Origin of the sequence: Saccharothrix sp. HUAS TT1 (assembly GCF_040744945.1) — a bacterium.
In the GTDB taxonomy this organism is placed as follows: Bacteria; Actinomycetota; Actinomycetes; order Mycobacteriales; family Pseudonocardiaceae; genus Actinosynnema.
Map to the genome: position 1 here is coordinate 6,336,525 of NZ_CP160453.1, position 12,421 is coordinate 6,348,945.

At 73.2% G+C, this 12,421-nt stretch carries 9 protein-coding genes; 1 reads left to right on the top strand and 8 read right to left on the bottom strand.

The features are described from left to right. Window positions 1-304: 304 nt before the first annotated feature. The 7 genes from AB0F89_RS28425 to AB0F89_RS28455 form a co-directional block, all read right to left on the bottom strand. Window positions 305-847 (bottom strand): M15 family metallopeptidase, encoded by a 543-nt coding sequence (locus AB0F89_RS28425; protein WP_367128691.1) that lies wholly within the window; start codon window positions 845-847, stop codon window positions 305-307. Between the two features lie 104 nt (window positions 848-951). Continuing rightward, the gene (locus AB0F89_RS28430; RefSeq protein WP_367128692.1) at window positions 952-2,367 is read right to left on the bottom strand and encodes an ATP-binding protein; all 1,416 of its coding nucleotides are present in this window, start codon (window positions 2,365-2,367) and stop codon (window positions 952-954) included. Next, complete coding sequence (locus AB0F89_RS28435) at window positions 2,364-3,053, bottom strand: response regulator (RefSeq protein WP_367128693.1); 690 nt, start codon at window positions 3,051-3,053, stop codon at window positions 2,364-2,366. The genes AB0F89_RS28430 and AB0F89_RS28435 overlap by 4 nt, the downstream gene beginning before the upstream one ends. A gap of 76 nt (window positions 3,054-3,129) precedes the next feature. Beyond that, entirely contained in the window at window positions 3,130-4,188 is a 1,059-nt protein-coding gene (locus AB0F89_RS28440) for an ABC transporter ATP-binding protein (protein WP_367128694.1), read from the bottom strand. Continuing rightward, entirely contained in the window at window positions 4,188-5,009 is an 822-nt protein-coding gene (locus tag AB0F89_RS28445) for a carbohydrate ABC transporter permease (protein ID WP_367128695.1), read from the bottom strand. Before AB0F89_RS28445 ends, AB0F89_RS28440 begins: the two co-directional genes overlap by 1 nt. Further along, entirely contained in the window at window positions 5,006-5,887 is an 882-nt protein-coding gene (locus AB0F89_RS28450; protein WP_367128696.1) for a carbohydrate ABC transporter permease, read from the bottom strand. Before AB0F89_RS28450 ends, AB0F89_RS28445 begins: the two co-directional genes overlap by 4 nt. Further along, entirely contained in the window at window positions 5,874-7,298 is a 1,425-nt protein-coding gene (locus tag AB0F89_RS28455) for an extracellular solute-binding protein (RefSeq protein ID WP_367128697.1), read from the bottom strand. The genes AB0F89_RS28450 and AB0F89_RS28455 overlap by 14 nt, the downstream gene beginning before the upstream one ends. A gap of 231 nt (window positions 7,299-7,529) precedes the next feature. Between AB0F89_RS28455 and AB0F89_RS28460 the strand changes: the two genes are divergently transcribed. After that, window positions 7,530-11,165: a CARDB domain-containing protein gene (locus tag AB0F89_RS28460; RefSeq protein ID WP_367128698.1), complete on the top strand. Its 3,636-nt coding sequence runs from the start codon at window positions 7,530-7,532 to the stop codon at window positions 11,163-11,165. Window positions 11,166-11,227: 62 nt separating this feature from the next. On the opposite strand, the gene AB0F89_RS28465 is transcribed toward AB0F89_RS28460, so the two are convergent. After that, entirely contained in the window at window positions 11,228-12,388 is a 1,161-nt protein-coding gene (locus tag AB0F89_RS28465) for a lanthionine synthetase LanC family protein (protein WP_367128699.1), read from the bottom strand. Between the last annotated feature and the right edge of the window lie 33 nt (window positions 12,389-12,421).

Consider the following 12,421-nt stretch of genomic DNA (forward strand, 5'->3'; position numbering starts at 1 on the left):
TCCCCGAGGCGCCCGGCGCGCTGCCGCTGGTGGGGCACGGCGTACCGATGCTGCGTGACGCGCCCGCCTTCCTCGCCGGGCCGGCGGCGCGGGGCGACCTGGCCGCGCTGGTGCTGACCGACCGGATCGTCACCGAGACGCTGCGCTTCCGGTCACCGGTCTGGCCGCTCACCCGCTGCATCGGTGACCGGTTCGGTGGTGCTTCACCCACCTGCCCGGCGCCACCGTCCACCCAGCCGCCTCGTTCGCCATGGAACCCCGCCGCCTCCGGATGCGCGCCACCCGCCGGGCTTGACCACCCCGGTCAGCCCGAGGCGTCGTCGAGCGGTCGGGGGCAGGTGCCGCCGGGGCTCGTCAGGAGTTCGAAGTGCCACATCTCGTTGGCGTAGCGCCGGCACAGGCCGTAGTCCGCGCCGTGCCGGATCAGCCAGTCGGCGGCGTCGGTGGGGCCGATGTCGATCGCCCGGCCGGTCACGTGCGCGGACTTCTCCGGTGTGCTGACCAACCTCCGGGCCTCCTCCGCGCTGCCGTACCGGATCACGGCTTCGTCCAGCAGGCGCCGCTGGTAGTCCTTGCTGCGCCAGCCGGAGGTCACCTTGAACTCCACACCGGCCTCGCGGGCGTCCGCCGCCGCCTCTCGCACCGCCGCGTACAGGCCGGCGTCCAGCTTGCGCAGCGCGGCGTGCCCGGTCTGGTCGAGGGAGATGCCGGCGGCGTCCGGGATGCTGCCGTCCTCCTCCGCCGGTGACGGGCCGCCGGTCGCCGCCGGTCCCGGGCCGCCGCAGGCCGACAGGACCGCCGCGACGACGCCGACGAGCAGGGACGTGCGCACCGATGGGCTGAACATCTTCACCTCGCTGTGGGGCTGGGCCGGACACCTCCGACACTGCCCACGCGATGTCCGCGCCCCATGCGCGTTGTGTGCGCGTTCTGTGACAGCCGCCCGCGCACCTAACCCGGCGCACCTCGCGGCACGGTGAGGGTGAACACCGCGCCGCCGTCGTCGTGGACGTCCAGGCGACCGCCGTGCAGCCGGGCGTTCTCCTGCGCGATGGCCAACCCCAGCCCGCTGCCCTCGGTCCGGCCGCGGGCGCGGTCGCCGCGGACGAAGCGGTCGAAGACGACCGGGGCCAGTTCGGCGGGCAGGCCCGGTCCGGAGTCGGCGACGACGACGCGCACCAGAGCGGGGTCCGTGCCGTCGACGGTCACGGTGACCGGCGGCTCGCCGTGCCGGACGGCGTTGGTGACCAGGTTGCGGACGATCGTGTGCAACCGGCGGGGGTCGCCGAAGACGGTGGCGTCACCGTCCCGGTGGACCGGGACGCCCGGCGCGCCGACCTCGACGGCGTCCGCTACCAGCGCTTCGAGGTCGACCACCTCGGGCCGGAGCTCGGCGGCGCCCGCGTCGAACCGGGACATCTCCAGCAGGTCCTCGACCAGCGCTCCCAGCCGCCGCGCCTGGGAGCCGAGCAGTTCCGCCGACCTGGCCCGGTCCTCGGCGTCCGGGCTGCGCAGGCCGTCCGCCGCCGCGACCATCGACGCCAGCGGCGTGCGCAGGTCGTGCGCCACGTCCGCGACGAACCGCCGTTGCTGCTGGTCCTTGAGCCGCAGCTGCTCGATGGACTCCCCGAGCCGCTGCGCCATCGCGTTGAACGACCCGGCCAGGTCGGCCAGCTCGTCACGGCCCCGCACCGGCAGCCTGGTGCCCAGCTCGCCGGCTCCGAGCCGGCGGGCGGCAACGGCGGCGGTGCGCACCCGGCGCTGGACGCCGCGCGCGGCCAGGACGCCCAGCGCGCCGCCGAGCAGGGCGATCACCGCCGCGACCAGCGCCAGCCGGTCGCGCAGGGTGGCCAGCTCGGCCTCGACGCGACCCGCGTCGTAGAACTCGGCGAGCAGCAGGCCCGGCTCGACCTCGCCGACGATGACGAGCCGCGGGCCGTCCGGCGTCTCGGCGGTGTAGCGCACCGAGCCCAGGCGCCCGCGCGCCCGGTCCACCTCGGCCACCGGCAGCCCGCCGGGGAACGACCCGCCGGTGCCCGCGACCGGGACGTAGCCCCCGTCCCGCGAGGTCGAGACGTCGCCGGACGTCGGCGTGAAGTTGACCAGCGCCCACGTCAGGCCGAGCCGGGCGCTCATGTACTCGGCCACACCGTCCACGGCCGACCTGGCGCCGGTGGTGCGGACCAGGAACTGGTGCGCCTGCTGGGCGTCGGAGTCGAACGCGGCCTGGGCGGAGGCGGTGAACCGGTCCCGGGTGGTCCCGGCCTGCAACCGGTAGGTCGTCAACGCCATCGCGACCGTCGTGACGAGGGTGACGGCCGCGACGGTCAGCACGACGGCCGCCCGCAGCCCCGGCCGCCACGTCACGGCTTGACCAGGCGGTACCCGAAGCCCCGGACGGTGAGCAGCAGCACGGGGTTGGCGGGCTCCGGCTCGATCTTGGCCCGCAGCCGGGCCACGGTGGCGTCCACCAGGCGCGAGTCGCCGCTGAACCCGTAGTCCCACACCCGCTTCAGCAGCGCCTGCCTGCTCAGCACCTGGCCGGGGTGCTCGGCGAACTCGACCAGCAGCCGCAGCTCGGTGGACGTGAGGCGCAGCTCGACGCCGTCCCTGGTCACCGCCATGGCGGCGGTGTCGAGTTCGAGGTCGCCGATGACGTGCACGTGCCGCCCGGGCGGCGGGGCGGGCACGGCGCGGCGCAGGACCGCCTTCACCCTGGCGTCGAGCACCCGCGGCTCGACCGGCTTGACCACGTAGTCGTCGGCGCCGCACTCCAGGCCGACCACGACGTCCACCGCGTCACCGCGGGCGGTCAGCAGGATCACCGGGACGGTGTCGGCGGCGCGGAGCCGGCGGCACACCTCGAACCCGTCGACGCCGGGCAGCATCACGTCCAGCAGCACCAGGTCGGTCGGGGTCCGCCGCTCGGCGAGCACCTCCAGCGCCCGCTCGCCGGTGGCCGCCACCGCGACCTCGTGGCCGAGCCCGCGCAGGGCGCGGGACAACGCCTCGGCCAGCACCGCGTCGTCCTCCACGAGCAACAACCGCGGCACTGGTGGCACCCCTCGCTGTCGGCCGGACCTCCCCGACCACGGTATACCAGCGGTTACGCCGAACGGGTCAACCGGGTCAGCGGGCGCCGAGCAGCCGACCGCCCTCCGCGCCGTAGAACAGCAGCCGGCCGGGCGCGGCGTTCACCGCGAGGGTGCGGCCGAGGGCGGGCTCGTCCTGCTCGGACACCGTGAAGCTGACGAGCGCGCCGTCCGCGCAGTCGAGGGTGACCAGCGACGAGACGCCCAGGTTCGCCACGGTGGACACCCGGCCGGTGATGCCGTCCCGGGCCGGGCTCAGGTACTCGGGCCGCACGCCGACCACGACGGGCGTGCCGTCGACCAGCTCCGGCAGGCCGGGCAGCCGCGCGCCGGCGCACTCGACGTGCCCGTCGCGGACCTCGGCGGCGAGCAGGTTCATCGGGGTGGAGCCGATGAAGTTCGCGACGAACGTGTCGGCGGGCCGCTGGAACACCTCGCGCGGCGTGCCGAGCTGGCGGATGCGGCCCGCGTCCATCACCGCCATCCGGTCGGCCAGCGCCAGCGCCTCCGCCTGGTCGTGCGTGACGAACACGGTGGTGAGCGCGAGCTCGTGCTGCAACCGCTTGAGGAACGTCCTGGCCTCCAGCCGCAGCCGGGCGTCCAGGTTGGACAGCGGCTCGTCCAGCAGCAGCACGTCGGCCCCGGCGGCGACCGCCCGGCCCAGCGCCGTGCGTTGCTGCTGGCCGCCGGACAGCTGGCCCGGCCTGCGGTCGAGCAGGTCGGACAGGCTCAGGCCCTCGGCCACCTCGACGGCCGCCGCCCGTTGCCGCGCCTTGGGCGCGCGGCGGACCCGCAGCGGGTAGGCGATGTTCTCCGCCACGGTCATGTGCGGGAACAGGGCGTAGTCCTGGAACACCATCGCCACGCCGCGCTCGCCGGGCGGCAACCGCGTCACGTCCCGCGCCCCGATCGCGACGACGCCCTCGGCGGGCGACTCCAGGCCGGCGATCGTGCGCAGCAACGTGGTCTTGCCGCAGCCGGACGGGCCGAGCAGCGCGAACAGCTCGCCGTCCGCCACGTGCACGTCCAGCGCGTCCACCGCGCGGACCCCGTTCGGGTACACGGTGGACACACCGGTGATGTCGATGGCCGCCATCAGCTCTTGATGCCTCCGTGGAATCGGAACCCGTAGCGCTTGTTGACGACCAGGTACAGCACGACCACCGGGATCGAGTACAGCAGCGAGAACACCGGGATCACGGTCAGGTTGGCGCTGCCGCCCTCGTCCTGCAACGTCCGCACCAGCACCGCCGCGGGCTGCTTGCCGACGTCGCGCAGCAGCAGGAACGGCAGCAGGAAGTTGCCCCACGCGTTGACGAACGACCACACCAGGATCGTGGCGACGCCCGGCCGGGCGATGGGCAGCACCACGTGCCCCAGCACCTGCCGGGGCGACGCGCCGAACACCCGCGCGGACTCCTCGTAGGAGCGCGGCACGGAGTCCACGAAGTCCTTCAGGATGAAGATCGCGGCGGGCAGCATCCCGCCCGCGATCACCAGCGCCGTGCCGAACCGCGAGTCGACCAGCCCGAGCTGGAGCATCAGCACGAAGATCGGCACCATCGCCGCGGTGCCGGTCACCACGCTGGACAGCAGAAGCAGCGCGTACAGCAGCACGTCGCGGCCGGGGATGCGCACCCGCGACAGCGAGTACGCGGCCAGCGCCGCGAACGCCGTCGTCACCGCGGTCGCGACCAGGCACAGCACCAGCGAGTTGACCAGCGACCGCACCGCGAACGGGTGCCGGAAGGTCGCGTGCACGTTCGACAGCGTCCACTCCGGCAGGCGCAGGCCGAACCCCGGGCGCGCGTCGAACGGCGCGCCCGCCAGCCACAGCATCGGCACCGCGAAGAACGCCAGCACCACGGCGATCAGCACGTAGAAGCCGATCCGGCGGACCACCCAGCCCGGCGTCACGACCGCCGCCTCAGCAGCCGCAGGTACACCAGCGCCACCACCAGGTTCCCGACCAGCAGCAGCAACGACATCGCCGACGCGTACCCGAGCTGACCGCTCTCCAACGCCTGCCGGTAGATCAGCACGGGCAGCACCTCCGACCGGTGGTTCGGGCCGCCCGCGGTGAGCAGGAACGGTGTGAAGTCGTTGGCCGTCCACAGGCTGATGAGCAGCGTGTTGGTCAGCACGTGCCCGCGGATGTGCGGGAGCACGACGTCCCGGACGGTCTGCCGACCGCTCGCGCCGGCCAGCCGGGCGGTCTCCAGGTGCGACGGCGGCACGGCGGCCAGCGCGGAGGTGTACAGCAGCATGGAGAACGCCGTGCCGCGCCAGGTGTTGAACACGATCAGGCTCACCATCGGGTACTCGACCAGCCAGGCCGTGCCGGGTTGGCCTAGCAGCAGGCCGAGCGTGCCGCCGTCGCGGCTCAGCACGGCGAACCACAGGTAGGCGACCACCGGGCCGGGCAGGATCCACGCCAGCAGCACGACCCCCTCGACCGTGCGCCGCGGGCCCAGCCGGGCCCGCCGCAGCAGCCAGGCGAGCGCGAAGCCGAGCGCGTTCTGCCCGATGACCGCGGAGCCGAGCACGAACAACGCGGTCAGCCACAGCGAGTTGGTGAACAGCGGGTCGGCCAGCGCGGTGGTGAAGTTCTCCAGGCCGACCACGCTCGGCGCGGCGGCGGACGGCCCGGTCAGCTGGTAGTCGGTGATCCCGATGTACAGCGTCCACAGCGCCGGGAAGACCAGGAACAGGCCGATCAGCAGCAGCGCCGGCGCGACGAACGCGATCGCCCGCGCCGTGCCCAGCCCGGCGGAGTCGCGGTCAGCCGCGCGCAACCGAGTCCTCGCCGACCGCCTTGACCAGCGCGTCCTCGTACGACCGCGCGGCCTCGTCCGGGCTCCTGCCCGCGATCACGTCGGCCGTCGCCTGCTGCAACGCGGCCGACACCTTCGGGTAGTCGGCCAGGCCCGGCCGGTAGCGGGTGATCGGCAGCACGCGCTCGGCGATGAAGCCGAGCATGGGGTCGCCCGCCAGCACCTCGTCGTTGACGTCGGTGCGCTGCGTGACCTGCGCGTTGCCCGCCAGCGCCGACTTGACCGCCTCGGCCGAGTTCAGGAACTCCACCAGCTCCCACGCCTGCCGGGGGTAGTCGGTGTTCGGGTTGACCACCCGCACACCGCCGCCGGACATGCTCACGAAGTCCTGCCCGCCGACCCCGGCGCCCGGTCGGCGGGCCGGGATCAGCGCCCACCCGACGACCGCGTCGCGGTCCGCCATCTTCGCCACGCCGGTGCCGGGGTGCACCACCGAGCGCCAGAAGTAGTCGCTCTCCAGCAGGATGCCGATCCGGCCCTGGGCGAACAGCGCGAACGACCGGTCCCGGCCCTTGGCCTCCTGCTGGAGGACCGGGTCGCCCAGCCCGTCCCGGTAGATCCGCTGGTAGAGCCCGAGGACGTCCTTCACGCCCGCCGTCGCGCCCTGCCACCGGCCGTTGTCGTGCACCTCCGTGCCGGCGCCGACCAGCATGGGCAGCACGCCCTGCATGGTGGTGGCCTCGCCCATCGCGGCGCCGGCGTTCAGCTGGAGCGGTGAGACGCCGGGCAGCGCCTTGAGCCTGGCGGCGGTGTCGAGGACGTCGTCCCAGCTGCGGGGCTGCCAGTCGGTGGGCAGGCCCGCCCGGGCGAACAGCTCCTTGTTGTAGAACAGCACCCGGCCGTCGGTGCCGACGGGCACGCCGTAGCGCTTGCCGTCGAACTCGCCGAGGTCCTGCACGGCGTCCGGGATCTGCCGCCAGCCGTCCCAGGCGTCGACCTCGGCCGCGCCGACCACGTCGGCGAGCGGCTTGACGTGACCCGCTTGGGCGAACTCGCCGAGCCAGATGCCGTCCAGCTCGACCACGTCGCCACCGCCGCCGGTCTTGAGGTCCAGCGCGACCTTGGTCTTGTAGTCCTCGTCGGCAGTGCCGTTCTGCTCCAGGCGGAGCGTCACGTCGACGCCCTTGGCCTTCTGCGCCTCGGTGAACCGCGGGATCACCCAGTTGGTGATCCAGTCCGCGCCGCGCGCGTTCTTCCCGCCGGACACCGCGTTGGCCGTGATGATCAGCGTGACGTCCTTGGCGTCGGCGTTGCGCGCCGGGTCCGCTTCCCTGGTCTGGCCCAGGCAGCCCGTGAGCAGGCCCGCCACCGAGACCAGGACGATCGTCGTCCGCCGCATCCGCCGCTCCTCCACGTCGAGGCCCGCCAGCACGTGAACTCCCAACATGGCAGTCGGACGGCGTGACCGCAGCACCCCGGTCAGCGGTCACCCGTTCGTCGCAGCAGACGGCGACCGGTCGGCAGGCAGTAGCTCAACGCAAGAGATGTACAGAAGCATGAAAAATACTGACATCCACCGTTGACAGCTGGTCATCCACCTGCAACATTCGGTGCCAATCGTGAAATAAACCGACTCTGTCCCCCTGCCGAACAGAGGAACCCCATGACGTGGAAGCAGCTCGGTCGACGGGTGACCGTCGGCCTGCTCGCGCTCGCCCTCCCCCTGGTCGGACCGACCCCGGTCGCGTCCGCCGAACCCAACCTGGCCACCGGCCGCCCGACCACGGCCGGCAGCTCGCACCCCGAGTACCCCGCCTCGAACGCCACCGACGGCAACCCCAACACCTACTGGGAGAGCGGCAACAGCGCTTTCCCCCAGTGGCTCCAGGTCGACCTCGGCTCGACGGTCGCGGTCAACCGGGTCGTGCTGAAGCTGCCGCCCGGCTGGGGCTCGCGCACCCAGACCCTGGCCGTGCGGGGCAGCGCGAACGGCACGTCGTTCAGCGACCTCTCGGCGTCGAGCGGCAGGCTGTTCAACCCCGCCACCGGCAACGCGGTGACCATTGACTTCGCCACGGCTAACACCCGGTACGTGCGGCTGGACATCACCGCGAACACCGGTTGGGCCGCGGGTCAGCTGTCCGAGTTCGAGGTGCACGGCCCGGGCGCCGGCGGCGACACCCAGCCGCCGACCGCGCCGGGCAACCTCGCGTTCACCGAACCGGGCTCCGGCCAGGTCCGGCTGACCTGGACGGCGGCGAGCGACAACACCGGCGTCACCAACTACGTCGTGTACGCCAACGGCGCGGAGCGCGCGACCGTCGCCGGCGCCGTGCTGACCTACACCGACGCGCAACCCGCGTCCGCCACCGTGCAGTACCACGTCCGGGCGCGTGACGCGGCGGGCAACCTGTCGCCCGACAGCAACCGGGTGACGCGCACGGGCCAGGGCGGCGGTGGCACGAACCTCGCCGCGGGCAAGCCGGTCGAGGCGTCGTCGTCGGTGTTCACCTTCGTCGCGGCCAACGCCACCGACGGCAACATCGGCAGCTACTGGGAGTCCAACGGCTTCCCGGCGACGCTCACCGCGAAGCTCGGCTCGAACGCCGACCTCACCTCGGTCGTGGTGAAGCTGAACCCCGACACCGCGTGGGGCACGCGCACCCAGTCGATCCAGGTCCTCGGCCGCGAGCAGTCGGGCGCCGCGTTCACGTCCCTGGTCGGCCGGGCCGACCACGTGTTCACCCCGGCGGCGCAGAACACCGTCACGATCCCGGTCAGCGGGCGGGTGGCGGACGTGCGGCTCCAGGTCTTCGGCAACACCGGCGCGCCCGGCGCCCAGGTCGCCGAGCTCCAGGTCTTCGGCGTCGCCGCGCCCAACCCGGACCTCACGATCGCCTCGCTGACGTCCTCGCCCGCCAACCCGGTGGAGACCGACGCCGTCACGCTGTCCGCGACCGTCCGCAACACCGGCACCGCCGCCGCGCCCGCGTCGAGCGTGGCGTTCTCCCTCGGCGGCGCGTCCGGCACCGCGCCCGTCGCCGCCCTGGCCGCCGGCGCGTCCGCCACCGTGGCGTTCGCCGCGGGTCGGCTCGCGCAGGGCGCCCACCAGGCGACCGCCACCGTCGACCCGGCCAACACCGTGGTCGAGCAGAACGACGCCAACAACACCGCGTCCGCGCAGGTCGTCGTCGGCCAGGCGCCCGGCCCGGACCTCCGGGTCCTGGGCTTCACGTCCAACCCGCCGAACCCGGCCGCGGGCGCGCAGGTCACGTTCACCGTGCAGGTGAACAACCGCGGCACCACCGCGTCCGGCTCGTCGGTGACGCGGGTCGTCGCGGGCGGCGCCACGCTGAACACCACCACCGGCGCGATCGCGGCGGGAGCCACGGCGAACGTGGCGATCACCGGCAGCTGGACCGCCACCAGCGGCGGCGCGACCATCACCGCCACCGCCGACGCCACCAACACCGTCGTGGAGACCAACGAGACCAACAACTCGTTCTCCCGGGCGATCGTCGTCGGTCGCGGCGCGGCCGTGCCGTACACGTCGTACGAGGCGGAAGCCGGGCAGTACCAGGGCACCCTGCTGACCACCGACCGGCTGCGGACGTTCGGGCACACGAACTTCGCCACCGAGTCGTCCGGCCGCCAGTCCGTGCGGCTGACCAGCACCGGCCAGTTCGTCGAGTTCACCTCGACCAACCAGGCCAACTCGATCGTGGTGCGCAACTCGATCCCCGACGCGCCCGGCGGCGGTGGCATCGACGCGACGATCAGCCTCTACGTCAACGGCTCGTTCGCGCAGAAGCTGACCCTGTCGTCCAAGCACTCGTGGCTGTACGGCAACTCCGACGGGCCCGAGTCGCTGACCAACACGCCGCAGGCCGACGCGCGGCGGCTGTTCGACGAGTCGCACGCGCTGCTGGCGTCGTCCTACCCGCCCGGCACGAAGTTCAAGCTGCAGCGGGACGCGGGCGACACGGCGTCGTTCTACATCATCGACCTGGTCGACCTGGAGCAGGTCGCGCCGGCGGCGTCGCAGCCCGCGGGCTGCACGTCCATCACGGCGTACGGCGCGGTGCCCAACGACGGCAACGACGACACCTCCGCCATCCAGCGGGCCGTGACCGACGACCAGAACGGCGTCATCGGCTGCGTGTGGATCCCGGCGGGCCAGTGGCGGCAGGAGAAGAAGATCCTCACCGACGACCCGCTGAACCGCGGTCAGTTCAACCAGGTGGGCATCTCGAACGTCACGATCCGCGGCGCGGGCATGTGGCACTCCCAGCTCTACACGCTGACCCAGCCGCAGGACGCCGTCGGCGGCATCAACCACCCGCACGAGGGCAACTTCGGCTTCGACGTCGACGACAACACGCAGATCTCGGACATCGCCATCTTCGGCTCCGGCCGGATCCGCGGCGGTGACGGCAACGCCGAGGGCGGCGTCGGCCTCAACGGCCGGTTCGGCCGCAACACCAAGATCAGCAACGTCTGGATCGAGCACGCCAACGTCGGCGCGTGGGTCGGCCGGGACTACGACAACATCCCCGACCTGTGGGGTCCCGGCGACGGGCTGGAGTTCAGCGGCATGCGGATCCGCAACACCTACGCGGACGGCATCAACTTCACCAACGGCACCCGCAACTCCAAGGTGTTCAACTCGTCGTTCCGCACCACCGGTGACGACGCGCTCGCGGTGTGGGCCAGCCGGTACGTGAAGAACACGGCCGTGGACGTCGCGCACGACAACCAGTTCGTCAACAACACCGTGCAGCTTCCGTGGCGCGCCAACGGTGTCGCCATCTACGGCGGCTACGGCAACAAGGTGGAGAACAACCTGGTCTACGACACGATGAACTACCCGGGCATCATGCTGGCGACCGACCACGACCCGCTGCCGTTCTCCGGCACGACGCTGATCGCCAACAACGGCCTGTACCGCACGGGTGGCGCCTTCTGGGGTGAGCAGCAGGAGTTCGGCGCGATCACGTTGTTCGCGGCGAGCCAGGACATCCCGGGCGTGACGATCCGCGACACCGAGATCCACGACTCGACGTACGACGGCATCCAGTTCAAGACGGGTGGCGGGGCGTACCCGAACGTGGCGATCAGCAACGTCCGGATCGACAGGTCGAACAACGGCGCCGGCGTCCTGGCCATGGGCGGCGCCCGCGGCAGCGCCACGCTGACGAACGTCACGATCACCAACTCGGCCACCGGTGACGTGGTGGTCGAGCCGGGGTCGTCGTTCACGATCAACCGGACGCCGTCCTCGGCGATGCGCCCCGCCTGATCGGTCGCCGTCGGACGCGGGCCCGCTCTCCCGGCCCGCGTCCGACGGCGACGCCCGACCGCTCAGCGCAGACCGATGACGGGCAGCCAGGCGCGGGACGCGCCGGAGGCCGTGCGCAGCGCGGCGAGCAGGCCCGCCGCGCCGGTGAGGACCGACATGTCGGCGCGGGCCAGGTCGACCACCTCGTCGCCGTGGGCGCGCAGGTGGTCCGCCAGGCGTCGCCGCAACGCGCCGGCCCGCGGCAGGCCGGCGTGGGTGGCGAACGCGTCGGCCACCGCCAGCACGCCGGCCGCGCCGTGGCAGAGCCCCAGCCGGTCGCTCGCGGTGTCGCCGTAGAGGTGGAAGCTCTCGTCGTGGTTGGCGCACAGGGAGCGGATCGCGGTCACGCCCAGCGCGGTGAACCCCGGCTCGCGCAGCACGACACCCGCCTCCCACAACGCCCAGGCCACGCCCGGGCAGCCGTAGCACCACGCCTGCCGCGGTTCGGAGCGGGTCGGCGCCGACCCGCCGCCGGCGACCGGCCAGGTGACGATGCCGCGCGGGTCGCAGCGGGCTTCGGCGACCAGCCACCGGCCCAGCAGGCGCAGCGCGTCGGCCACCTCGGGCCCGGCGGCCCCGGCGCGCAGCGCGGCGGCGAGCGCCACGACGACACCGGGCACGCCGTGCGCCAGCCCGGCGTTCACCCGGCCTTGCATCCAGGCCAGCGCTTCATGACCCTCGTACGCCGTGCACCGCAGACCCCCGGCCCCGTTCGCGCACAACGCGGCCAACCGGGTGGCGTGCGCGTCGAGCTCACCGGGGCGCGCCGCCGGGACGCAGTGCGCCAGCAGCACACCGGCCGGTCCCCCGACCAGGTCGTAGTCCCGGAAGCCGAACCCCTCCCCCGGGTCGGCGGCAGCCGAGCGCGGGACAGCCGAGTGCAGGGCGGTCGCCACCGCGTCGGCGGCCCGCTCCAGCGGCGGGTGCACCACCGCGAGCAGGCGCAGCCCGACGAGGTGACCGGCGAGCCCGCCGAACAGGCCGGGGTGGCCGTTCGCCGTCCGGCGCAACCCCGCAAGCCACGCCCGCGCCGCGCGCGCCACCGCCGGGTCGTCCGGCGGCAACGTCGAGGCCAGCACCACCGGCCCCGGGTCGGGCGTCGGCTGCCCGTGCTCGGCCCACTCGTGCAGGACGTCGCGCGCCAGGCCGTCGAGCAGGGTGGTTTCGCCCGGTGCGTGGACCATCGAACTCCTCGTGAGGGGTGGGCGGGTCGGCGC